The organism is Microbacterium sp. CFBP 8801 (assembly GCF_014839455.1).
Lineage (GTDB): Bacteria > Actinomycetota > Actinomycetes > Actinomycetales > Microbacteriaceae > Microbacterium.
This window is the reverse complement of record NZ_JACYNU010000006.1, coordinates 181,522-205,547: the sequence shown is the minus strand read 5'-3', so window position 1 is coordinate 205,547 and position 24,026 is coordinate 181,522. Positions and strand designations below refer to the sequence as shown.

Below are 24,026 nucleotides of genomic sequence, written 5' to 3'. Positions count from 1 at the left end.
ACGACTACCCCAGCATGCCGCTTCACGGTTGCGTAAACGATGCAAATGCAATCGCATCACTCCTCGAGGCCAACCATGACGGTTCACCTAACTTTGAAGTGGTTCTACGAACTTCTGAAACTGCCCAGATTACGCGCGCGCAACTTCGTTCCGATCTTGAAAGACTTTTTGCACACGGCAGCGACACGGACGTTGCACTTTTTTACTTCGCTGGCCATGGCACCGAAAACGATCTCGGCGGGTACATAGTCACGCCCGACTTCGAGTCGGGAGACGAAGGTGTAAACCTGTCGGAAATACTGTCCCGAGCGAACGCGTCCGCCGCAAAAGAGTGCGTCATTATTCTTGACTCGTGCATGAGTGGGGCGCTCGGCGCTTCACCATCGGCGAATAACAATGCAGCGTCGGTGAGTGAGGGCGTGTCCATCCTCACCGCAGCTCGAGCGGGACAAACTGCAGCCGAAATTAATGGCAATGGCATGTTCACAGAGTTGGTATGCGCGGCCCTCGAAGGCGGAGCAGCCGACGTGTTGGGCAACGTGTCAGCAGCAGCTGTATATACGTACGTTGAAGAAGCTCTCGGGGCCTGGGACCAAAGGCCTCTCTTCAAGGCTCATCTTGGCAAGGTTGAGTCACTCCGAAAGACCTCTCCATCTGTTTCGGTGCAAACGTTGAGACTCTTGCCAACTTGGTTCCCGACCGCAGATCACATCTTTCCCCTCGACCCAGAATACGAAGATACCCAACCAAATTCCGATCCGACAAAAGTTGCCATCTTCAAGCAGCTTCAGAAGTGTCGCGATGCAAAATTGGTGGAGGCGGTCGACGAAGAGTTCCTATACTTTGCGGCCATGAATAGCACCGGATGTAAACTTACTTTGTTGGGACAGAGATATCGCAAGCTAGCAGCGGAGCGACGTATATGACCCATGGAGTAGAACGGATCGGCTTCACCGGACATCAAGGGTTAACACAGCAGACAGAGACGCTTGTTCGCAATGAGATCGACCGCGTACTGTCTTCAGACGCAGAAGTCGTAGGTCTCTCCTCCCTCGCAGAAGGAGCCGACCAAATCTTTGCCGACCTCATTCTCAAACATGGAGGAATACTGACAGCAGTTATTCCCTCTGAGGACTACGACAGCACTTTCGACGAAGCAGGTTTGATCAGGTACCGCCGCCTCCTGGCTATGGCAGAGTCCGTCATCAAGATGGGCAACGCTGAGTCAAACGAAGAAGCGTTTTGGGCCGCAGGCCGATACGTCGTTGAAAATTCAGATCGAATAATTGCGGTGTGGAACGGAAAGCCTGCCGCTGGGCTAGGCGGGACCGCTGATGTGGTCGATTATGCCAGAAAACTTGGGCGCAAAGTATCAATCGTTTGGCCCGAAGGATCGGAACGTAAGTAGACTGTACGGCATCGTCAAATGCCCCTCGGTTGCCATTCGATCCGCATCGGCGCATAGTAATCAACAGCTATGCCTCGTCTCACCGACCCCGCCTACCTGAAGCAACGCCGTGCTCTTGTTGAGGATTGGCAACGGGGCGGTCACTCCTTCATCCTTCTCGACTACATGGATCAGTTGACGCTCCATGAGTACTACCGTCCAGCCGAGCAGCTGACAGACCATGAAGCTCTCACCCATCGACGACGCGCGGGGCATGAATCACCCTCACTCCCCCGCGAGCCGGCAAGATCTATGCGCTACTGCTCCGAAAGATCGCTCATGAAGAGGAGAGACGACAACACCCTCTGCCTGGCGGCACCTGTTCGACGAGTTGGACGCAAGCGGATCTACAACATCCGTGTTCGTGGGCTCGCACGCCCCACACCGGACTACGACAAACTCGCCCGGGCACTACTCGAGCATGCCCGCAATGAAGCCGAGAAAGCCGACTCTAGCAACCAGGGCGCGGACGCGCCCTGAATTGGTTGTGCTTGCAACTTCCCCGCCGATCATTCATAACTATTGAGAGTCACACTTCCCTACGTGCGATGCAGAGATCTTGATTTTCCGAAGTCCGGATCCCTGCACCGCGCAGGTCGCCAAGCATTAGCTGGCCATGACAATGGGAGTTCAAGTGACTGGAGACGCAGAAGCAAAGAACCTGGATCATCAACGAGCCGTGCTCGACTGGAAGGCGTTCCGGGCGTTAGCCGAATGGGTGTGGCTCGGGAACCTGCCGCACTATCTCGACGAGAACGGCCATTTCGAGCTCGACATGCAGGTCGTCGGGTTCGGATCGAGTGATCTGACGGGCGTCTTCTGGAAGATCGCGCAGAGCTTCACCGAAGATCGTCTCGAGATCGACCACCTCACCGATCTACTCGAGATCGCACTCGAGGAACAGCTCGCCGAGTATGGGCTGGGGCTGAAGCCGCAGTACGTCTCGAGCGGTATCGACAGCATCACCGCGCTGCACTTCTACCGCGTCGCGGAGGATCCGCGGCGCGTGGCGGTGCGAACACCGCAGAAGTCCAAGGATCGTCGGGTACTCAGTGACGCCGGCCTTTTGTAACCCGCACCCCGCCGGGTGGAGTGAGTTCCCCGTGAACTCCTCCGCCCGCGGGAGGCGGGCCTTCTTCATTTCCGGCTCCAGCCGCACGGGCCGGACAACCCGTCCTTGATCAAACCAGTCACCCGAGCGTCTCGTCACCGACCAGGCCGCGGACGCAGCATGACACCCTCCGCCTTCAGTACTCGATGCACCGCGCCGAAGCTGGAGCCAAGTTCAGCCGCGATCGGTTTGATCGCGAGACCCTCGTCGTACAGTTGCACCGCGCGAGCTCGTTGCGTCTTCGTCAGTGGCTGACGACGCATACGAAAACCATAATCATGAAGTAGGTAGAGGACACTCGGTTTCGAGATGCCGAACCGCTCGGAAAGTGCCGGCGTGCCAAGGCCCCAATCGATACAGCTCCACCAACCCTGCAACCTGCTTGTCGCTGAGACGACGGCGAATGAGCCAGGTGCGACTCTTTTCATCCAGGTCAGCGGTGGAATCTGCAGGCACGACCGCAGCGAGTTCAGCCAGCTTCTGTAGCCTTTCTAGAGGTGGAAGCAGCCCTCCCGATTTTTTAGAGGCTGGTCCTACCGTGCCCGCCCTGTGAGCGCTACTCGAACAATCGTCGGACGGTGATGACCGTCGAAGAATCGATGCAGAGCTAGCCTCCCGTTGGCGGCCGCAGTTTGACACCAGCGGCCTTCAACGCCAGCCGGATCGTGTCCTGCTTGAGCGACATCTTCATGGCGACATGTGACAGCGAGCGGCCCGACTCATAGAGCGCCTTAGCATCGGCCACCTGCTGCGGAGTCAGTGGCTGCCGACGTCGCACAACACTCGCTTCACGCAGGATGGCGAGGATCGTGGACTTCGCAACTCCGAATTCAATGGCTAGGTCCGTCGACATCTCCCCCGCCTCGTACCGCTCGACCACTCGCACACGGTCGGCGAGGCTCAGGCGTGTCCAACGACGCGGCGCAGACGGCACTTCCACTGCCTGGGTCGGTTCACATGCGGTCCCGAACGCGACCGCTACGGGGCGGTCGACCACCGTTGTCGAATATTGGGAACAGAGGTGTATCAGGTCGACCACTGCATCACAGAAGGCCCTCCGCGAAGCGGGGGGCCTTTCTGGTTTTCTCGGGGTCGCGCGAATGTTCGCGAGAGAGCGGGGGCATTCTCTGCGTGCGGCGACCGTCACAGCGACGTGGACGCCAGCAGCTGTGAAGCCCGCATTCTCGGGTCGGCCGGCGAAGCCCAGGCGCGAGGAATGATCCCTGGGCTCCCGCATTCTTCTGCGCCCCTTCGATCAACCGGAATGAACGTGCCCTCCGGGGGACCTTCGAGGACACGACGTCCGCGCGGCGACGGGAACGGCCCACGCGAACAAAAAGCACCCCCGGTACCTCCCGAAACGGGGAGGCACCGGGGGTGCTCTTCAGATGCGCTTAGCGGGTTGCGCGGCGCAGACGACGGTAACCGAAGGCACCGAAGCCACCGAGCAGGAGCGCGACAGCACCCCAGGCCAGCGGAGTCGGGTCACCCATACCGGTCACGGCGAGGCCGCCGCCACCGTTGCCGTTGCCGTTACCGGGGTTGCCACCGGGGGCAGGGGTACCGGAGGGCGAGGGCGCCGGGGCGGGAGCCGCGGCGACCGAGAAGCTGACCGAAGCCGAGCTGGAGACGCTGTTGACCGTCTGGGTGGCGACGACCGCGTAGGCGCCTTCACCGAGAGCGTTCTTCAGCACGATCGACCACTTGCCGTCCTTGACGGTGGTCTCGCCGACCTTCGCGTCGTTGATCGTGACCGAGATCGCCGCACCGTTGAGACCGGTGCCCGAGATCGAGGTGGGGATCGCCGCACCCGAGTACGAGGCACCGTCCTGGATGCCCGTGATGGTCGGAGCCGACGGGGCGACCGTGAACGACGAGGTGGCCTCGGCCGAGGTCTGACCGTCGCGCGCCTGCGTGGCGGTGACGGAGTAGGTGCCGATGGCGAGGTCGGTGGTGACCGACCAGGTGCCGTCGGCGGCGACCTTGGCGCTGCCCTTCGCGTCACCCGCGAGGGTCACGGTGGCGCCGGCGAGGCCGGTGCCCGAGATCGAGGTGACCTCGTTCTCGACGGTCGAACCGTTGGCCGGGCTCGTGATGACCGGGGCCTCCGCCTTGACCTCGACCGACGCGTCGACCGAAGCCGACTTGTTGAAGCCGTTGACCGCGCGCAGCGAGAAGGAGAAGGTGCCGAGCTTGTCGGGAGCGGTGAAGCTCCAGTTGCCCGAACCGTCGACGGCCACGTCGAAGGTGTCGCCACCCTCGGGGGTGACCTTCAGGGTGGTGCCCGCGGGGGCGGTGCCCGAGATGGCGCCGCCGACGCCGACCGTGCCGCCATCGGCGGGAGTCGTCAGTGCGGGAGCGTCGACCTTCACGGCGACCGAGTAGCCGTCGGTGCGAGCCAGGCCGGCCTGCAGGTCGGCGGCCCAGAGGAAGGTACCGGTCTCGTTACCACCGGAGACCACGCCGACAGCGGTCGTGCCCTGGAAGACGGCTCCACCGGAGTCGCCACCCTGAACGGTGTCGATGTCACCTTCGACGGCGAATCCGTAGACCCAACGCACGTCGTTCTCTTCGGCGACGCGCATCCAGCCCTCGACGCCGGTGACGTTACCGGTGGTGAGACCGGTCGTGCGGCCCGACTTGGAAGCCGGCTGGTTGACCTGCGCCGAGCCGATGGCGCGGACGTCGGTCGTCGACGCCGACAGGTCCTCGGACGAGGCCGTGGTCCAGTCGGTGATCTCGGGGAGGAGGTCGAGGTCGGTGTTGGTCACATCGATGGTGGCGATGTCGACCGACGAGGTGTCGCCCTCGGCGCCCGGGGTGTTGCCCGGTCCGCCGAACTGCGAGAACGCCAGGGTGCCGAGCGGCGCCTTGACGGCGATGTCGGCGTTGTTCTTGTCGCCGCCGCCGGCCGGGTCGCCCGAGGGAAGCGAGAGCAGGCTCTCGGTGAGGGAGCCGTCGGCGTTGCAGTGACCGGCGGTGATGACCGCGGGGTCACCCTGCGGCGTCCAGCCGGTGAAACCGACCGAGCAGAGGGCGACGGAGTTGCCACCGGCGGGGGAAAGGTATCCGGCGCCACCGACGAGGTCGTTGGTCGCGGCAGCCTTGATGGGGTCGATCTTCTTGACGACGACGTTCGACTTCGTGTCGACGAACGACTTGGCCTCACCCTGGAGGTCGGCTTCGTCGGCCGTGGTGTACACCACGACGTTGCCCGAGCCGTCCTTGGCGACGCCCTGCACCTGGTCGCTGCTCGTCATGAGCCGCTGCGCGGTGGCATCGAATTCGGGGCCCGTGGTGGGGGCGGTCGACTGGTCTTCACCGGCGAAGGCCACAGCAGGGGCCAGCAGACCGGACGCGGTGAGCGCGACGGCGGCCGATGCTCCGGCCCACCCCAAACGCTTCATGTTTCGTGTCATCGTCTCATCTCATGTGTTTGATGGAAAAACGCACAACGAGAAGGACGGGGATCGCTATTCGGGTCCCCACCCACCTCTCAGCGTCGCGGCCTACCCTACGACAACCTGATAGTTCTTTATGACTTTTTTTCCGCATTCGTTCGTAAATGAGGAGACTCTCATGTTCCCCCGCATTCTCGCCCTCGCCGCAACTGCATTCGTCGGAATCGGAATGGTGTCCGGCGGCGGGCGGATCAATGGGTCCTCCCCCGCCGAAGAAGAGGGTCGCTGGAACGGGCACGGTTCCGAATTCCTCGAGTTCACCGATGGCGATCTGCGCGGCAGCGACGGCTGCAACGGGGTCGCCGGCTCCTACGTGCGCGACGGCGATGCGCTCGAGTTCCGGCGGGGGATGTCGACGATGAAGGCCTGCCTCGGTGTCGACACCTGGCTGCGGACCGCCGCCTGCGCGCGCGTCGACGGCGACACCATGACGGTGTTCGACCGTGACGGCACGCGCATCGGCACCCTGACCCGCGCGGCGTGAGACGCCGCAGCTCACCGGGTCACCCGCCTCGGCCGTCTCCGCGGCCGACGGGGCGAGCACACCCTCGCCCGTAGAATCGACAAGGCCGTGCACTCCGCGGGCCCGCGCCTCGCACGTCCGCGTGGCGACGACCACCGACCTCCTCAGGAGAACCGTGTCCGACGCCTCGCCCCGCCTCGTCGCCTTCGACCTCGACGACACCCTCGCCCCGTCGAAGTCCGCGATCGATCCGCGCATCGGCGACCTGCTCCTGGCTCTCGCCGAGCGCGTCGAGGTCGCGATCATCTCGGGTGGGCAGCTGCAGCAGTTCCGCAGCCAGGTCGTCGAGCGTCTGCCGCAGGCCGACCCGGCCCTTCTGGCACACCTGCACCTCATGCCCACGTGCGGCACCCAGTACTACCGCCTGTCGACCGACGGCATCGAGACCGTCTACGCCCACTCGCTCACCGACGACGAGAAGCAGCGCGCCCTGGCCGCCGTGCAGGAAGAGGCCGAGCGCCTGGGGCTGTGGGAGGCCGAGCCCTGGGGCGACATCCTCGAGGACCGGGGCTCGCAGATCACCTTCTCGGCGCTCGGACAGTCGGCTCCCCTCGACGCGAAGATGGCGTGGGACCCGACGGGCGAGAAGAAGAACGCCCTGCGCGAAGCCGTCGCCGCCCGCATCCCCGATCTCGAGGTGCGCTCGGGCGGGTCGACGTCCGTCGACATCACCCACCGCGGCATCGACAAGGCCTACGGCATGAACAAGCTGGCCGAGGCCACCGGCATCCCCCTCGACGACATGCTCTTCGTCGGCGACCGCCTCGACCCCGACGGCAACGACTACCCCGTGCTGGCGATGGGTGTGCAGTGCCAGGCCGTGCACGGGTGGGAGGACACCGCCGCGTTCCTCGAGACGCTCGTGCCCACGCTGCCGGAGCGCACCGGCGCCTGACGTCGCGCCCGGCTCGGTGAGCCGGGCCGAGGCCGCGGCGATGCCCGTGTCAGAGGATCTGACCGATCGGCTCGCGCTTCTCGGCCTGGAACCGGTCCTCGGTCCGGCCGTAGGCCCAATAGCCCGACAGCGAGACCTGATCGCGGGCGAGACCCCACCGGGTGAAGACGATGTCGCGCAGGGCTTTCATCGCCTCGCGCTCCCCGTGGGCGAACACCTGGCCCCGCCCCGGAAGCGGATGCCACGAGCCCACCGCGTCGGCCAGCACCGCTGACGCACCCGCCTGCGCCGCGCCGCGGTACACCCAGTGCACCTCGACGCCGGCCGGGGCGACCAGCTCGACCTGCTCGTCGGCGTTCTGCACCTCGAGGAAGGCCGTGCCCACGGCATCCGGGGCGAGCGCCTCGAGACCGGCGGCGATCGCGGGGATGGCGGACTCGTCTCCGACGAACAGGTGCCAGGCGGCCGCCGGGTCGGGCGCATAGCCTCCCCCGGGTGACGACACCACCAGGCGGTCGCCGGGACGCGCAGACGCCGCCCAGGGGCCTGCGAGGCCCTCGTCACCGTGCACGACGAAGTCGATGGTGAGCTCGTCACCGTCGACCCGACGCACCGTGTAGGTGCGGGTGACCGGAAGATCCTCGGGACTCAGCGTCTCGCGCAGCGCCGCCAGGTCGTACGGCGGCTCCAATCCCAGTTCCGCCTTGGCGAACGTGATCTTGACGTACTTGTCGGTGTGCGGGCTCTCTCGGAACGCGGCGAGGTCGTCGCCCCGTGCCCGCACGCGCACGAGGTGCGGCGTGAGCCGCTCCGTCGCGACGACGTGCAGAACGTGCTGGGGGCGCGGCGGGCGCGCGGGACGGTCGGTCATGAGGGGTCCTCTCTCGCGGGCATCGAGGCCCGGTCCACGGTCGCGGCGTCTCGCGCCGCACCGGCGACGGCGGCGTCGCCGCGGTCGTCGGGACTCAGCGCGACAGCCACCTGGGCGTAGTAGTCGGCGATGTGCGCTCGCACGCTCTCGCGCGCCTGCGCGGCCTCGCCCGCCGCGACGGCGGCGACGATGCGGCGATGTTCGCCGCGCAACCGGGCGGCGGTGGCGGGCCAGTCGCTCAGTCGCGCGGCCCCCGCCTGCGTGTACGATTCGATGGAGCTCCGGAGCCCCGCCATCATCGCCGAGACGACCGCGTTGCCGGACACCTCGGCGAGCGCCTGGTGGAAGCGCGCGTCAAGGGCGAGGAACTCGACGGGGTCGAGGTCGGCGGCATCCATGGCATCCAAGATCCCGGTGACCTCGGTGAGGTCGGCGTCGCCCCGGGCGAGGCGCTCGGCGACGTCGCACTCGAGCACCACGCGGGTGCGCACGACGTCGGCCAGTGGGAAGCCGTTGGCGGCCACCTGCAGACGCAGGAACGCCCCCAGTCCCCCACGCGGTGTGGTGACGATCATCGCCCCCGCGTTCGGTCCCGAGCCGGTGGCCGTGCGGACGACGCCCAGCACCTCGAGCACGCGGATGGCCTCGCGCACGCTGGAACGTCCCACCCCGAGCTGGGCAGCGAGTTCGCGCTCGGGCGTCAACCGATCACCGGCGGCGAGGCGTCCATCGCGCAGGTCGGCCTCGATGCGCTCCAGGACGACCTGCCAGGCGCGCGGTGCGGTGTCCGGCATGGCATCCCCCGTTCGACCGACCGAGGCGGCGTGGCCGGACCACACCACCTTACGTGTGCCCTCTTCAGGAGGCGTCGGCGCTCGCGTAGCCCGCCGGGTTGGTCGTCTGCCAGTTCCAGTAGTCGCGGCACGCGTCGTCGATCGAGAAGCGCGTGCGCCACCCCAAGACGTCGGCGGCCTTCGTCGGGTCGCAGTACGTCGCGGCGACGTCGCCGGGACGACGGTCGAGCATCTTCTTCGGCAGATCGTGACCGACGGCCTTCTCGAACGACGCGACGAGTTCGAGCACGCTCACGGGGCGACCGGTACCGAGGTTGAACACCTGGTGGCCGGGCTGTGCCTGCTCGAGGGCGGCGACGTGCCCCTCGGCCAGGTCGACGACGTGGATGTAGTCGCGCAGGCCCGTGCCGTCGGGGGTGTCGTAGTCGGAGCCGAAGACGCCGATCTCGTCGAGCGTTCCGATCGCGACGCGCGAGACGAACGGCATGAGGTTGTTCGGGATGCCGGCGGGGTCTTCGCCGATCAGGCCCGACGGGTGCGCCCCCACGGGGTTGAAGTAGCGCAGCACCGTGACGTTGAGCTCGGGGTTCACGCGCGCCACGTCGGCGAGCACGACCTCGTTCATGCGCTTGGACTTGCTGTACGCGTTCGACAGGTCGACGCTCGTGGTGGACTCCTCGGTGAACGGCAGGTCGGCCGGGTCGGAGTACACCGTGCCGGTGCTCGAGAACACGAACGAGCGGATGCCGTGGGCGATACCGACGCGCAGCAGGGCGAAGGTCGTGTCGAGGTTGTTGGAGTAGTACTCCAGGGGCTTCTGCGTGGACTCCCCCACCGCCTTGAACGCCGCCAGGTGGATGATCGCGTCGATCGGGCCGTGCTCGTCGAAGACGGCCGACACGACCGCGTCGTCGGCGGCGTCGCCCACCACGAGCGGCGCCGGCTTACCGGTGATGCGCTCGACGCGCTCAGCGGCGACGGCGTGCGTGCCCGACAGGTCGTCGAGGAGGACGACGTCGTGCCCGGCTTCGAGAAGGGCTACGGCCGTGTGGGTTCCGATATAACCGGCACCGCCGGCCAGGAGTACGCGCATGACCCCAGGCTATCGCCCGGCGCCCGCGGCCCTCGCAGCGGGGCGCCCGTCAGCGACCGTCGAGCCGGCCGCCCGACTCGCGCAGGTAGCACACGGCGCACATAGACTCGTAGGTGACCTCGCCCGCGATCTGGCCCTCGTCGATCGCGACCTGATCGCCGTCGAAGACGAACCGACCGCCGACCAGCCGCGCGTTGAAGATCGCCTTGCGCCCGCACCGGCAGATGGTCTTGAGCTCTTCGAGGCTGTGGGCGATCTCCATGAGCCGCGCAGACCCCGGGAACGCCTCGGTGCGGAAGTCGGTGCGGATGCCGTAGGCGAGCACCGGGATGCCGTCGAGCACCGCGATGCGCAGCAGGTCGTCGACCTGCGCGGGGGTGAAGAACTGCGCCTCGTCGACCAGCAGGCACGCCACCGGGGCGTGCCCCGCCGCGCTCTGGAACACGGCGCGGAGATCGTCGTCGGGAGCGACCAGGAAGTCGACAGGGCGATTAACACCGAGCCGGCTGTCGATCTGGTCGGCACCCTTGGTGTCGATCTCGGGTTTGGCCAGAAGCACGCGCTGGCCGCGCTCCTCGTAGTTGTACGCCGCCTGCAGCAGGGCCGTCGACTTGCCCGAATTCATCGCCCCGTAGCGGAAGTACAGCTTCGCCACGACGACCTCAGGCGTTGATCTTGAGCGCCTGGGCCGTGGCATCCAGCTCTGTGCGGGCGGCCTCGGGACGCGTGTTGAGCGTCTCGCCGTAGCTGGGGATCAGCGTGCGCAGACGCGGCTCCCACTCGGCCATGCGCTCGGGGAAGCACGTCTTGATGAGTCCCAGCATGATCGACACGGCGGTCGAGGCTCCCGGCGAGGCGCCGAGCAGTCCCGCGATCGAGCGGTCTTCGGCGGTGATGACCTCGGTGCCGAACTGCAGCACGCCGCCCTTGTCCTTGTCGCGCTTCATGACCTGGGCGCGCTGACCGGCGTCGAGGAGCTCCCAGTCCTCGTCCTTCGCGGTGGGCATGAACTCGCGGAGGCTGTCGACCTTCTTCGCGTGCGTTTTCACCAGCTCGCTCACGAGGTACTTGATGAGACCGGGGTTGTCGACGGCCACCTTGAGCATCGGCAGCAGGTTGTGCGGACGCACCTGCGTGACGATGTCGAGCATCGAGCCGTTCTTGAGGAACTTGGGGCTGAAGGTCGCGAACGGGCCGAACAGCAGAGCCGATTCTCCGTCGACGACGCGGGTGTCGAGGTGGGGCACCGACATGGGCGGCGCGCCTACCGACGCCTGCGAGTAGACCTTGGCCTGGTGCTGGGCGACGATGCCGGGGTCGGAGGTCTTCAGCCACTGTCCGCCGATCGGGAAGACGCCGTAGCCCTTGATCTCGGGGATGCCCGAACGCTGCAACAGCTTGAGCGCCCAGCCACCGGCCCCCACGAAGACGAACTTCGCATTGATCGATCCGGGCGTACCGCCGATGACGTGGCGGTACGAGACCTGCCACGACCCGTCCTTCTGCTTCTTGAGCTTCTTGACGTCGTGGTTCGTGGCGACGTCGACGCCCTTCTCGCGCAGGTTCGTGAACAACTGGCGCGTGAGCGAGCCGAAGTCGACGTCGGTTCCGGCGGGGACGCGCGTGGCGGCGAAGGGCTCGCCCTTGCGACGCTTCTGCATGAGCAACGGAGCCCACTGGTTGATGACGCGGGAGTCCTCGCTGTACTCGATGCCCGCGAACAGGGGCTGCAGCTTGAGCACCTCGTAGCGCTTGCGCAGGAACGCGACGTCTTTCTCGCCGCGGACGAACGTCATGTGCGGGGTGGCGTTGATGAACGTCGACGGCTCATCGAGCACGCCTTCGGCCACCAGCGAGGCCCACAGCTGGCGGCTCTGCTGGAACTGCTCGTTGATGGCGACGGCCTTGGCCGGATCCATCGAGCCGTCCTTGCCCTCGGGCATGTAGTTCAGCTCGCAGAGCGCCGCGTGTCCGGTGCCCGCGTTGTTCCAGGCGTTGGAGCTCTCCTGCGCGACGTCGCTCAAGCGCTCCAGCACAGCGATCTTCAGATCGGGCTGGAGGTCTTTCAGCAGCGTGCCGAGAGTGGCGGACATGATGCCGCCACCGATGAGGAGAACATCGACGTTTTCAGTCACCCGACGATTCTAGGTGCGCGCCGAGAGGTGTCTCGACATCGAGAGATCGGTCGGTTCGATGTCGAGACAACCCCGGGTAACGGCATCCGGATGCCGAGGCTCAGACCGTGGCGGAGAGCTTCTGCGCGACGATCTCGGCGATCTGCACCGCGTTCAGCGCCGCGCCCTTGCGCAGGTTGTCGTTGCTGATGAACAGAACGAGTCCCTTGCCCTCGGGGGCGGACTGGTCGGCGCGGATGCGGCCGACGTAGCTGGGGTCGGTGCCGGCGGCCTGCAGCGGCGTGGGGACCTCTTCGAGGCGCACGCCGGGGGCCTCGGCGAGCAGCTCGCGCGCACGCTCCGGGGTGATGTCGCGGGCGAATTCGACGTTGATGCTGAGCGAGTGGCCGGTGAACACGGGCACGCGCACGCACGTGCCGGCGACGCGGAGGTCGGGGAGCTCGAGGATCTTGCGGCTCTCGTTGCGGAGCTTCTTCTCTTCGTCGGTCTCGTTCTGGCCGTCGTCGACGAGGTTGCCGGCGAAGGGGATGACGTCGAAGGCGATGGGCGCGACGTACTTCTCGGGCGCCGGGAAGTCGAGAGCCGAACCGTCGCGGACGAGGCGCTCGACGCCGCCCTGGGCGAGCACGCCCTCGACCTGACCGAGCAGCTCCTGCGCTCCGGCGAGACCGGAGCCGCTGACGGCCTGGTAGGTGCTGACGATGAGACGCTCGAGGCCGGCCTCGGTGTCGAGCACCTTCAGCACGGGCATCGCGGCCATCGTCGTGCAGTTCGGGTTGGCGACGATGCCCTTGACGGCCTGGTCGATGGCGTGGGGGTTGACCTCGCTCACGACGAGGGGCACCTCGGCATCCATGCGCCAGGCGCTGGAGTTGTCGATGACCAGGGCGCCAGCCTCGGCGAAACGCGGGGCGTGCGCGCGGCTGCCGGTGGCACCGGCAGAGAAGAGCGCGACCTCGACACCGGCGGGGTCGGCCGTGGCGACGTCTTCGACGATGACGGAGTGACCGGCGAACTCGATGGACGAGCCGGCGGAGCGGGCCGTCGCGAACAGACGGAGCTCGCGGATCGGGAACGCACGCTCGGCGAGGATCTCGAGCATGACGGTGCCGACCTGGCCGGTGGCGCCGACGACGGCGAGGGAGATTCCGGAATCGGAGATGCGGGTCATGCGAGGTCCTCGGGTGTTCGGGAGTGGATGCCGCGAACGCGGCGTTCGGGTCAGGCTAGCGCGCGGGCCGGGACAGGTCGTCTGCCGGGGGCCGAACTCCGGAGAAGTCGACCTGGATGCGCCGGTGGATGGCGGTATTGCGCGGATGCGCGCGAGCGGCGCCGCGGAACTCAGGAGTTTCGCACCCGCGACGCGCGGACGGGAGTGTCAGCGACCGGTGCCGGCGTGGATGGTGGCCTCGGCCTCGCCGTCCAAGCCGTAGGCGGTGTGCACGAGGCGCGCGGCCTCGGCGAGATCGACGCCGCGCACGACCACCGAGATGCGGATCTCGGAGGTCGAGATCATCTCGATGTTCACGCCCGCGAGGCTGAGCGCCTCGAACAGGGTCGCCGAGACGCCCGAGTGGGTGCGCATGCCGGCACCCACGACCGAGAGCTTGCCGATCTGGTCGTCGTGCACCAGGCTCTCGAACCCGACCTCGGACTGCTCGCCGGCGAGGGCGCGCAGGGCGGTCGCGGCGTCGGTCTTGGGAAGCGTGAACGAGATGTCGGTGCGAGCGGTCGCGGCGGCCGACACGTTCTGCACGATCATGTCGACGTTGGCGCCGGACTTCGCGACGATCTTGAAGATGTCGGCGGCCTTGCCGGGGACGTCGGGAACACCGATCACGGTGATCTTGGCCTGGCTGAGGTCGGTGGCGACGCCGGCGACGATGGGCTCTTCCATGGTGGCTCCCTCGGGGACGAGCGGGGACTTCTTGGAGGCGTCGAGCACCCAGGTGCCCTCGCCCGCGCTGAACGTGGACCTCGCGTGGATCAGCACGCCGTGACGGCGGGCGTACTCGACGGCGCGGATGTAGAGCACCTTCGCGCCGTTGGCGGCGAGCTCGAGCATCTCTTCGCTGCCCACGCGGTCGAGCTTGCGGGCCAGCGGCACGACGCGCGGGTCGGCGGTGAAGATGCCGTCGACGTCGCTGTAGATCTCGCACACGTCGGCCTTCAGGGCGGCGGCGAGCGCGACGGCGGTCGTGTCGGAGCCACCACGGCCGAGGGTGGTGATGTCGCGGGTGTCGCGGTTGAAGCCCTGGAAACCGGCGACGATGACGATCGCCCCCTCGTCGAGGGCTTCGCGCAAGCGCACGGGGGTGACGTCGACGATGCGGGCGGCGCCGTGCGTGGCATCCGTGATCATGCCCGCCTGGCTGCCGGTGAAGGAGCGCGCTTCGAAGCCCATCGAGTGGATCGCCATCGCCAGCAGCGCCATCGAGATGCGCTCACCACTGGAGAGCAGCATGTCGAGCTCGCGGGGGGCGGGGATCGGCGCGACCTGGTTCGCCAGATCGAGCAGTTCGTCGGTCGTGTCGCCCATGGCGCTGACGGCGACGACGACCTCGTGACCGGCGCGACGCGTGTCGACGATGCGTTTCGCGACCCGCTTGATGCTCTCGGCATCGGCGACGGAGGAACCGCCGTACTTCTGGACGATCAGCGCCATAAGAGGAACTCCCGGATGGGTCGGGCGTCGGGATGCCACGACGGGGCGCTCGGATGCCGCGCCCGAGGACCCATCCTAGGGGCGGCCGCATGCCGCCCCCGTCATGCGTGCACCCAGCCCCGCGCGGATAGGATCGAGCCCTCCCGCCCGGTTCGTGTTCCTGGAGGCCCGCGGTTGTCCCCCACCTCGCGTCGACTGCTGTCGTCGCTTCGCCGTCTCGTGCACACCGACGACGAGGCGAGCCCCGACACGCAGCTGCTGCCCGTCATCGACGAGGCGCTGTCGACGCGCATCCTCGACCTCGCGATCCGCATCGGCGAGACCATGCTCGTCGTCGGGGCGCCCGCCAGCGAGGTGACGCTGACGATCGTGCGGGTCTGCGGCGCGTACGGACTCGACCCGGTGCACGTCGACGTCACCTACAACTCGATCACGATCGCGCACAGTCGGCCGGGGGCGAGCCGCCCGACGACGCTGCTGCGCGTGGTGCGCGGATCGGTGCCCGACCACGCCAAGCTCCAGCGCCTCCAGGCGCTCATCACCGAGATCACGGGCGGGCTGGCGCTCGACGATGCCATCAGCCGGTGCCGCGCCATCCGGCGTCTGCCGTTCCGGTACCGCCCCGCGATCGTCATCGCCTCGCAGGCGTCGCTCGCGGCCGGCGTCGCCATCATGTTCGGGGCGAACTGGCTCGCCCTCGTGCTGTCGTTCATCGCGGCCGCGCTGGCGGCCACGACCCAGCATCTGATGGCCCGCGCCCGCGTTCCCTACTTCTTCGCGCAGATCGCCGGGGGTTTCGTGCTCACCGTCGTCGCGGCGCTCTCACCGCTGCTGCAGTACACCGGGCTCGACGCCGCCGCGGCGATCCGCCCGTCGGTGATCGTGGCATCCGGGATCGTGCTCATGCTCGCGGGACTCACCGTGGTCGGCGCGGCCCAGGATGCCATCGACGGATTCGCGCTGACCGCGACCGGGCGCATCCTCGAACTCACCACGCAGACGCTCGGCGTGGTGCTCGGCATCCTCGCGGGCCTCGAGACCGTGCGGGTGATCGGACTCGGGATGTCGCCGCCGTCGAACGCCCTGCCGCTGGGCCCCGTCACCGTGCAGTTCATCGGCGCCGCGGTCATCGCCATCGCCGTGGCCGTCTTCAACGGCGCCGGCGCGCGCATCATCGTCGTCAGCGCAGCTCTCAGCCTGGTGGCCTGGGCCGGGTACGTGGGCGCCTCGACCCTCGGGTTCGAGGTGGCGGCGGCCAGCGGGCTGGGCGCTTTTATCGGAAGCTTCATCGGGATCGTGGTCGCCTATCGCCTGCACGTGCCCTCGGTGGCGATCACGACGGCGGCGATCCTGCCGCTCGTTCCCGGTGCCGCGGTGTTTCGCGGACTGCTCGGCATCGTGGAGTCGGGCGACGACCCGGCCGTGCTCATGACGGGCGTCACCACTCTGGCCGGGGCGGCCACGATCGGTATCGCCCTGGCCGTGGGCGCCTCGCTGGGCATTTATCTGGGGCAGCCGTTGCGGGCGACGTTGTCGAGCGTCGTGCGGGCGCGTTCGCGGACGCGGCGGTAGGCGCCGCCGCGTCGCGCGGGTCGGGCGGCGGCAGTCAGAGCGTGCGGCGGCCCTCGAAGGCGCGACCGAGGGTGACCTCGTCGGCGTACTCGAGGTCGCCACCGACGGGCAGGCCGGATGCGAGACGCGTGACGCGGATTTCGAGGGTGTGGAGCAGCCGACTGAGGTACGTGGCGGTGGCCTCGCCCTCGAGGTTGGGGTTGGTGGCGAGGATGACCTCTTGCACCGTTCCGTCGGCGAGACGCTGCATGAGCTGCGTGACGCGCAGGTCGTCGGGACCGATGCCGGCGATCGGGCTGATCGCGCCCCCGAGCACATGGTACAAACCACGGAACTCACGGGTGCGCTCGATCGCGGAGACGTCCTTGGCGTCTTCGACGACGCAGATCAGCGCCGGGTTGCGCCGCGGGTCGCGACAGATCGAGCAGCGGTCCTGTTCGGAGACGTTGCCGCAGATCTCGCAGAACTTGACCTTGTCACGGATTTCACCGAGCAGCGTCGACAGTCGCGACACGTCGAACGAGGGCGACTGCAGGATGTGGAACGCGATGCGCTGGGCCGACTTGGGCCCGATGCCGGGCAGGCGTCCGAACTCGTCGATCAGGTCTTGAACGATTCCGTCGTACATCAGTTGAACCTCGTCGGGGGCTCGTAGGGCTCGTCGCGCACGTAGGTGGCGCTGAGCATCTGGCGGACGACCGCCTCGCCGTAGCGCTGGACGCCACCACCGAGCGGTGCCATGCGCGGCACGACGACGGGCGGCAGCGGCGCCTCGACCTCGTCGGCGGGCGGGATGACGTCGTCGTCGTCGACCTCGTCGGGGGCCGGAACGGAGGCCACGACATCGCGCGGGGGAAGGACGGCACCCTCGCGAACGACGACCGCCTCAGCCGAGCCCGCCGCGTCGGCCGGTTCGTCGTCGACGGCGAGAGCCGTGGTCGGGGCGATCGGCGCACGCCGCGCCTCGGGAGCGGCACCACCGGACGTGGGGATGGGAGCGACGGCCCACTCGGTGACCGATGACGCGTACGGCGCCGACGACCGCGCGCCCGACGGGCTCGCCGACGGGGGCGGAGGGCTCGCAGGGCCACGGGAGGGTCCTCCGGGGCGTCCCGGACCCGTACCACCGGCTCCGGGCGCGTCGCCCTCGAGACGGGCGAGGTACTTCACCCGCACGCCCAGCACGGCCTGGATGGCCTGGCGGAGGTCTTCGCTCGGGCCTCCCTCGGGGGTTCGCGTCTTGAAGGCGCCCAGGTCGCTCGCCGTGCGGAACGACAGCGTGAGCACATCGTCGTCGAAGGCGGCGACGGTCGACGTCGAGACCACCAGCCACGACGAGCGGCTCGCCACCTCGAGCTGGCCGAGCACTTCGGGCCACGCGTCACGCACGTGGCCCAGCTCGATCGGCCCGACGGGCGTGGCCGGCAGGGTGGGGGCCGACGGTTCGAGCGGCGATGCCTCGGGGGCCGCCGAAGCGTCGGGGGCGTCCGCCGTGAGGGCGTCCGTCGCTGGTGCCGTCTGTGCGGGAGCTTCCGCCGTGGGGGCTTCGGTCGCGGGAGCATCCGCCGTGGGGGCTTCCGTCGCGGGAGCACCCGCCGCGGGAGCACCCGCCGCGGGAGCACCCGCCGCGCGAGGTTCCGCCGCGGGAGCATCCGCCGCGAGAGCATCCACCGCGGGAGCATCCGCCGCGTCGGCCGAACCGGTGTCGGTGGGGGCGGCCGGGAACGCGTCGACGTCGGACGCGTCATCGGCGGCAGTCGGCGCCGTGTCGAACGGGTGCGCCTCTTCGGCCGGCGCGGGGCGCGACCCGGCGGACGAAGGTGACATGGTGTCGGACGCCGCCGCGGGCGGCGAGCTGGCGGCCGCCGTCGGACGGGACGTCACCGGCTCCTCGGTTTCGGCCGCGGGGGCCGTGCTCGAAGCCGAAGCCGTCGGGCGACCTGCTCCCGAACGAGCACCGGACCGGAACGACCCGGTGTCGACCGGCGCACCGTCGTCGTCGCCGTAGGGCGGAGGAGCATCGTCGTCGGTGAACGGCGGCGGCGCGTCATCGTCGGACGTGTTCGACGCGGGCGCCGGGGTCGGGGTGGAACGCGGCGGCTGTGCGGCCCCCGGCGACGCGACGGCGGGTGCCGCGGATCCGGGCGCGGCGACCGTCGGCGATGCGACTCCCGACGACGCGACGCTGGGTGAGGCGATGCCCGGCGACGCGATGCCCGGCGACGCGACGTTCGGCGAGGCGATGCCGGGTGACGCGATGCCCGGTGCGGCCACCGGCGCGGTGACGCGCGTGGGAGCTGCGACGGCGCCCGACGAGGCGTTGCCGGGGTTCGCGACCCCCGGCGCGGATGCGCCCGGAGAAGCAACGCGGGGCGACGCCGCACCCGGCGACGCGACGCGCGGAGCGGCAGGCGACGCGGCGCCAGATGACGGGGCGGCAGGCGACTGGGAAGCAGCCGGCGCGGCGATCTCGCCCGCCGGCGAGGCGGGACGCCCCGTCGCCGGTGCGGAGGTGCGCGAGGCTTCGACGTCGTGCGCGGTGGCGGGAGACGTCCCCTGCGACACCCCGGCGTGGGTGAGCACGCGCGCGACCAACAGCTCGAGCTGCAGACGCGGTGACGTGGCCCCCGTCATCTCGTCGAGGGCGGCGACGACGAGGTCGGCCGTGCGCGACAGACGCGCGGTACCGAAAGCGGTGGCCTGACGCGACATGCGCTCGAGCTCGTCATCGGGGACGCCGCGCAGGACGGCCGCGGCTCCGGCCCCGGTGGCGGCGACGATGATCAGATCGCGAAGGCGCTCGAGCAGATCGTCGACGAAGCGCCGGGGGTCTTGGCCGGTCTGCACGACGCGGTCGATGGAGGCGAAGGCGCCGGCGCCGTCGTTCGCGGCGAACGCGTCGACGACCTCGTCGAGCAGCTCCGAGTGGGTGTACCCCAGCAGGGCGACGGCGCGTTCGTACCGCACGAGCACTTGTCCGGCCTGCGCGGTCTCGGACCCCGTCGAGGGGTCGGACCCCGCGATGAGCTGATCGAGCAGCGAGAGCGTGTCACGCGGGGATCCCCCGCCGGCTCGGACGACGAGAGGCAGGACTCCGGCCTCGACGGCGACGCCCTCGGTCTCACAGAGTTCTTGGACGTACTCGAGCATGGCCGCCGGCGGAACGAGCCGGAACGGGTAGTGGTGCGTGCGCGAGCGGATGGTGCCGAGGACCTTCTCGGGCTCGGTGGTGGCGAAGATGAACTTCACGTGCGCGGGGGGTTCTTCGACGAGCTTGAGTAGAGCGTTGAAGCCCTGCTGCGTGACCATGTGGGCCTCGTCGAGGATGAAGATCTTGAAGCGATCGCGGGCCGGCGCGAAGATGGCGCGTTCGCGCAGGTCGCGCGCGTCGTCGACACCGTTGTGGCTGGCCGCGTCGATCTCGACGACGTCGAGGGATCCGCCCCCGCCGCGACCGAGCTCGACGCAGCTGTCGCAGACGCCGCACGGGGTGTCGGTGGGACCGGCCGCGCAGTTGAGGCAGCGGGCGAGAATGCGGGCCGAGGTGGTCTTTCCGCACCCGCGCGGACCCGAGAACAGGTAGGCGTGGCCGACCCGGTCGCTGCGCAGGGCGGTCATGAGCGGGTCGGTCACCTGGGACTGCCCGATCATCTCGCCGAACGCCTGCGGGCGGTATCGGCGGTACAGGGCTGTCGTCACCCGAACAGCCTACGGCGTACCTCCGACATCGCCTCCGCGGCCTCGTCCGTCCGGGTTCGAAACCTCGACAGCGCGCCGCGAGCGCAGGCACAGCGACCGCGCGGGGCGCGAAGGAGCAGCGACGCGGGGCGAGGGGAGGACGAGGGACGAGCGGAGGATGCCACGGGCACCCGGGTCCTCCCCCGGTCCCCGACCCTGCGCCCCGCACGGGCGCGGGCATGCTCCCGCTCATCCGCGGCCACCCGCACCTCGCGGCCCGACCACCCGCCCCTCACGGCCGGAGACCCGGCACGCCGGAAACGCCGCACGCGGCGACCCCCGCATAGGGAGCCGCCGCGTGCGCGCGGGTCAGAAACCTCCGTCGAGGCCGACCGCGATGGGGGCGTCGTCGTCGTTCAGGACCGGGATCGTCGCCGTGACGATCGGCACCGAGGCCGACAGCAGCGTGCCGTCCTCGCGCACCGAACCCTCGAGCTGACGGATCGAGGGGCGTCCCGGGCGCACCGGGCCCTGTCCGTGCAGGGTCACCCGCACGGTGGCGCCGGGCGCGACGGTGTAGTCGACGCCGCGAACGGCGAAGGTGACGGGGTCGCCCTCGTGCCCGGCGCGCAACGTGAGCGCATCGGCGGTGACGGTGACGTTGAGTCGAGTGCCGTGCCAGTGCAGCACGTACGACAGCTCGGGCCAGTCGGCGGGCAGGCGCGGGTCGAACGTCAGCAGTCCGAAGTGGTCGCGCATGCCGCCGAAGCCGCTGACGAGCGCCGTCCACACGCCACCGGCCGACGCCACGTGCACACCGTCCGAGGCGTTGTGGTGCAGGTCGCCGAGGTCGACGAACGCGGCCTGACGGAAGTACTCCAGCGCCAGGTCCTGGTACCCCACCTCGGCGGCGAGGATCGACTGCACGACCGCCGACAGCGTGGAGTCACCGGTGGTCAGCGGGTCGTAGTACTCGAAGTCGGCGAGCTTCTCGGCATCCGTGAAGTGGTTGCCCTGCAGGAACAGCGCCAGCACCACATCGGCCTGCTTGAGCACCTGGTAGCGGTAGATGACCAGCGGGTGGAAGTGCAGCAGCAGGGGGCGCTGGTCGGGCGGGGTGTTCTCGAGGTCCCAGATCTCGCGCTCGAGGAACACGGCATCTTGCGGATGGATGCCGAGGGCCGGGCTGAAGGGGATGTGCATCGCCTCGGCGGCGCGCTCCCACCGCTCGGGCTCGGAGGGGTCGAGGTTCATGCGGTCGGCCATGTGGGCGTACGCGTCGGGGTTGTTGTCGGCGAGGTCGCGCACCGTCCGCGCGGCGAAGCGCAGGTTGAAGCGGGCCATGACGTTGGTGAAGAGGTTGTCGTTGACGACGGTGGTGTACTCGTCGGGACCCGTCACGCCGTGGATGTGGAACGAGTCCTGCTCACCGTCTTCGGCGGAGTCGCTGGAGCGCCAGAAGCCCAGCGTCGACCACAGCCGCGCCGTGTCGACGGCGATGTCCACGCCCTCGCGGGCGAGGAACTCCTCGTCACCCGTCGCGCGCACGTACTTCGCCAGCGCGAAGGCGACGTCGGCGTTGATGTGGTACTGCGCGGTGCCCGCGGCGTAGTACGCCGAGGCCTCCTCGCCGTTGATCGTGCGCCACGGGAACAGCGCCCCGGCCTCGTTCAGCTGGTGCGCGCGCTTGCGCGCAGCCGGAAGCATCAGGTACCGCATGCGCAGGGCGTTGCGAGCCCACTGCGGTGACGTGTACGCCAGGAATGGCAGCACGTAGACCTCGGTGTCCCAGAAGTAGTGGCCGCTGTAGCCCGACCCGGTCACGCCCTTGGCGGGGACCCCCTGGCCGTCGGCGCGCGCCGCCGCCTGGGCGAGCTGGAACAGGCACCAGCGGGTGGCCTGCTGCAGGTCGCCGTGACCGCCGATCCGCACGTCCGAGCGCTCCCAGAAGTCGGCGTACCAGGCGATCTGCTTCTCGATGAGCTTGTCGATGCCGGTCTCGACCGCGCGGTCGAGGGTGCGGCGGCACCGGTCGAGCAGCTCCCCCGTGGGGACGCCGCGCGAGGAGTGGTAGCTCACCAGCTTGGTGATCGTGGTGGGCACCCCCGCGCGCGCGTGCACCCGGAAGACGTTCTTGGCGATGTCGGGCTCGATGAGCTGGCGCGCGGTGTAGTCGTTCTCGGTGTCGACCAGGTGGTCGGCGATGACGGCCAGCGTCATGTTCGACTCGGTGACCTCGTAGCTGAGCGCGGAACGGTTGCCGTCCTGCCAGTACTCGCGCGGCTGCAGCACACGGTCGCTGAGCTTCTCGGTCTTGCGCGGGTCGAAACCGGACTGCTTCGATGCCATCGGCGAGCCGCCGTAGATGCCCTCGCCGTCCTGACGGTTCAGCAGTTGACTGCTGATGGTGACGGGCGCGTCGGCGTCGAGCACGGTCACCGTGAGACGCAGCACCGCGAGGTGCTTCTCGTCGAACGACACGAAGCGGTCGTCTTCGATGCGCACGTGCTTGCCCGAGGGGGTAACCCAGAGCAGGGTTCGACGCAGGATCCCCTGGCGCATGTCGAGCACGCGCTCGTACTCGCGCACGTCGGCGACGTCGAGCGAGAGCGGCTCGTCGTCGACGTAGACGCGCATGACCTTGGCATCCGGCGCGTTGATGATCGTCTGACCGACCTCGGCGAAGCCGTAGGCCTGCTCCGCGTGACGGATGGGGAACGTCTCGTGGAAGCCGTTGATGAAGGTGCCCTGCTCGAGGGCGAAGCGACCCTCGATGGAGTTGCCGCGCAGGCCCAGGTAGCCGTTGCCGAGGGCGAAGAGGGTCTCGGTGACGCCGACGTCGTCGAGCGAGAACTCGGTTTCGACGAGGCGCCATTCGTCGATGGGGAAGCGATCGCGATCGATCATCGGGGCATGCCTTCCGGTGGCGGGTTCGGGTCTCCGCGAGAGGACGGCATGCCGTTCGCGCGGGTGGAGCTCGGGTTCGTCGTGGGGACGACGGTGGGGGCGTCGCGGGTGGCGACGGCTCAGTCTACGAACGCGGCGAGGTCGTCGACGACCACCGTGGCGCCTGCTGCGGCGAGGTCCTCGGCTCCGACGCCGCGATCGACGCCCACGACGACGGTGTATCCGGCCGCGACGGCGGAGCGCACGCCGCTGAGCGCGTCTTCGACGGCGACCGACCGGGCCGGGTCGACGCCGAGCATGCGCGCGGCCTCGGCGAACACGTCGGGGGCCGGCTTGGACGCCAGGTGGTCGCGCTCGGCGACCATGCCGTCCATGACGACGGGGAACCTCTCGCGCAGGCCCGCGGCCTCGAGCACCTCGACCGCGTTCTTCGAACTCGACACGACGGCAACGGGGATGCCCGCGGTCTCGAGCACGTCGAGCAGCGCGACCGAGCCGGGGTAGGGAGCAATGCCCTCCGCGCGGAGGATGCGTGAGAACACGGCGTTCTTGCGGTTGCCGACGCCGCACACGGTGTCTTCGGACGGGTCGTCCGACGGATCGCCCCACGGCACCTCGACGTCACGGCTGCGCAGCAGACTGGCGACGCCGTCGTAGCGCTTCTTGCCGTCGACGTACTCGAAGTAGTCGCGATCGGTGTACGCCGGCTCGATCTTCCACACGGCGAACAGCTCGTCGAACATCTCTTTCCACGCGCGCATGTGCACTTCGGCCGTGGGCGTGAGCACTCCGTCGAGGTCGAACAGCACCGCGTCGTAGGCGGTGAGATCGGGCAACGTGGAGGTGTCGGTCATGGCGGGCTCCGAATCGGCGA

The 24,026-nt window shown here is 68.6% G+C and carries 21 protein-coding genes; 7 read left to right on the top strand and 14 right to left on the bottom strand.

Going from position 1 to position 24,026, the window contains the following annotated elements:
* The 4 genes from IFR11_RS09765 to IFR11_RS09750 form a co-directional block, all read left to right on the top strand.
* Positions 1–926: caspase family protein (locus IFR11_RS09765; RefSeq protein WP_191916011.1), on the top strand; the 926-nt coding region annotated here is incomplete at its 5' end.
* A complete protein-coding gene (locus tag IFR11_RS09760; protein ID WP_197978909.1) occupies positions 923–1,408 on the top strand; it encodes a hypothetical protein in 486 nt (161 codons plus the stop codon). The genes IFR11_RS09765 and IFR11_RS09760, both read left to right, overlap by 4 nt.
* A 69-nt stretch (positions 1,409–1,477) precedes the next feature.
* Entirely contained in the window at positions 1,478–1,927 is a 450-nt protein-coding gene (locus IFR11_RS09755; protein WP_191916010.1) for a hypothetical protein, read from the top strand.
* Positions 1,928–2,126: 199 nt separating this feature from the next.
* A complete protein-coding gene (locus IFR11_RS09750) occupies positions 2,127–2,519 on the top strand; it encodes a hypothetical protein (RefSeq protein WP_191916009.1) in 393 nt (130 codons plus the stop codon).
* 134 nt (positions 2,520–2,653) lie between these two features.
* On the opposite strand, the gene IFR11_RS16880 is transcribed toward IFR11_RS09750, so the two are convergent.
* The 3 genes from IFR11_RS16880 to IFR11_RS09740 all read right to left on the bottom strand — a co-directional run bounded on the left by IFR11_RS16880 (position 2,654) and on the right by IFR11_RS09740 (position 5,977).
* Positions 2,654–2,821 (bottom strand): helix-turn-helix domain-containing protein, encoded by a 168-nt coding sequence (locus tag IFR11_RS16880; protein ID WP_441005408.1) that lies wholly within the window; start codon positions 2,819–2,821, stop codon positions 2,654–2,656.
* Positions 2,822–3,165: 344 nt separating this feature from the next.
* On the bottom strand, positions 3,166–3,438 hold the full coding sequence (locus tag IFR11_RS09745) for a hypothetical protein (RefSeq protein ID WP_191916008.1): 273 nt from the start codon (positions 3,436–3,438) through the stop codon (positions 3,166–3,168).
* 514 nt (positions 3,439–3,952) lie between these two features.
* The gene (locus IFR11_RS09740; RefSeq protein WP_206755302.1) at positions 3,953–5,977 is read right to left on the bottom strand and encodes a S1 family peptidase; all 2,025 of its coding nucleotides are present in this window, start codon (positions 5,975–5,977) and stop codon (positions 3,953–3,955) included.
* A gap of 160 nt (positions 5,978–6,137) precedes the next feature.
* On the opposite strand from IFR11_RS09740, the gene IFR11_RS09735 reads away from it, so the two are divergent.
* Positions 6,138–6,503: an META domain-containing protein gene (locus IFR11_RS09735; protein ID WP_191916006.1), complete on the top strand. Its 366-nt coding sequence runs from the start codon at positions 6,138–6,140 to the stop codon at positions 6,501–6,503.
* Positions 6,504–6,657: 154 nt separating this feature from the next.
* Complete coding sequence (locus IFR11_RS09730; protein WP_191916005.1) at positions 6,658–7,437, top strand: HAD-IIB family hydrolase; 780 nt, start codon at positions 6,658–6,660, stop codon at positions 7,435–7,437.
* 49 nt (positions 7,438–7,486) lie between these two features.
* On the opposite strand, the gene IFR11_RS09725 is transcribed toward IFR11_RS09730, so the two are convergent.
* The 7 genes from IFR11_RS09725 to IFR11_RS09695 form a co-directional block, all read right to left on the bottom strand.
* Entirely contained in the window at positions 7,487–8,308 is an 822-nt protein-coding gene (locus IFR11_RS09725; RefSeq protein ID WP_191916004.1) for a siderophore-interacting protein, read from the bottom strand.
* Positions 8,305–9,102: a FadR/GntR family transcriptional regulator gene (locus IFR11_RS09720; protein WP_083285856.1), complete on the bottom strand. Its 798-nt coding sequence runs from the start codon at positions 9,100–9,102 to the stop codon at positions 8,305–8,307. Before IFR11_RS09720 ends, IFR11_RS09725 begins: the two co-directional genes overlap by 4 nt.
* A 64-nt stretch (positions 9,103–9,166) precedes the next feature.
* On the bottom strand, positions 9,167–10,195 hold the full coding sequence (galE, locus tag IFR11_RS09715) for a UDP-glucose 4-epimerase GalE (RefSeq protein WP_191916003.1): 1,029 nt from the start codon (positions 10,193–10,195) through the stop codon (positions 9,167–9,169).
* Positions 10,196–10,244: 49 nt separating this feature from the next.
* Positions 10,245–10,850: a thymidine kinase gene (locus IFR11_RS09710; RefSeq protein ID WP_055838470.1), complete on the bottom strand. Its 606-nt coding sequence runs from the start codon at positions 10,848–10,850 to the stop codon at positions 10,245–10,247.
* A gap of 7 nt (positions 10,851–10,857) precedes the next feature.
* Positions 10,858–12,330, bottom strand: coding sequence for a malate:quinone oxidoreductase (locus IFR11_RS09705; protein ID WP_055838473.1), 1,473 nt, complete (start codon positions 12,328–12,330; stop codon positions 10,858–10,860).
* A 100-nt stretch (positions 12,331–12,430) separates the two neighbouring features.
* Positions 12,431–13,501 carry an aspartate-semialdehyde dehydrogenase gene (locus tag IFR11_RS09700; protein ID WP_191916002.1) on the bottom strand — a complete coding sequence of 357 codons (1,071 nt, stop codon included), beginning with the start codon at positions 13,499–13,501 and terminating at the stop codon, positions 12,431–12,433.
* A 207-nt stretch (positions 13,502–13,708) separates the two neighbouring features.
* Positions 13,709–14,995 (bottom strand): aspartate kinase, encoded by a 1,287-nt coding sequence (locus IFR11_RS09695; RefSeq protein WP_055838480.1) that lies wholly within the window; start codon positions 14,993–14,995, stop codon positions 13,709–13,711.
* A gap of 174 nt (positions 14,996–15,169) precedes the next feature.
* Between IFR11_RS09695 and IFR11_RS09690 the strand changes: the two genes are divergently transcribed.
* Positions 15,170–16,567: a threonine/serine ThrE exporter family protein gene (locus tag IFR11_RS09690; RefSeq protein WP_055838483.1), complete on the top strand. Its 1,398-nt coding sequence runs from the start codon at positions 15,170–15,172 to the stop codon at positions 16,565–16,567.
* 34 nt (positions 16,568–16,601) lie between these two features.
* Here IFR11_RS09690 and recR read toward each other — a convergent pair whose 3' ends face one another.
* From recR to IFR11_RS09670, 4 genes are all read right to left on the bottom strand, one after another.
* The gene (gene recR, locus IFR11_RS09685; RefSeq protein WP_055838486.1) at positions 16,602–17,195 is read right to left on the bottom strand and encodes a recombination mediator RecR; all 594 of its coding nucleotides are present in this window, start codon (positions 17,193–17,195) and stop codon (positions 16,602–16,604) included.
* Positions 17,195–20,266, bottom strand: coding sequence for a DNA polymerase III subunit gamma and tau (locus IFR11_RS09680; RefSeq protein ID WP_342030282.1), 3,072 nt, complete (start codon positions 20,264–20,266; stop codon positions 17,195–17,197). The genes recR and IFR11_RS09680 overlap by 1 nt, the downstream gene beginning before the upstream one ends.
* A gap of 348 nt (positions 20,267–20,614) precedes the next feature.
* On the bottom strand, positions 20,615–23,152 hold the full coding sequence (locus tag IFR11_RS09675; protein WP_191916001.1) for a glycoside hydrolase family 65 protein: 2,538 nt from the start codon (positions 23,150–23,152) through the stop codon (positions 20,615–20,617).
* A 119-nt stretch (positions 23,153–23,271) separates the two neighbouring features.
* Positions 23,272–24,006 carry an HAD family hydrolase gene (locus IFR11_RS09670; RefSeq protein WP_055838494.1) on the bottom strand — a complete coding sequence of 245 codons (735 nt, stop codon included), beginning with the start codon at positions 24,004–24,006 and terminating at the stop codon, positions 23,272–23,274.
* Positions 24,007–24,026 lie beyond the last annotated feature (20 nt).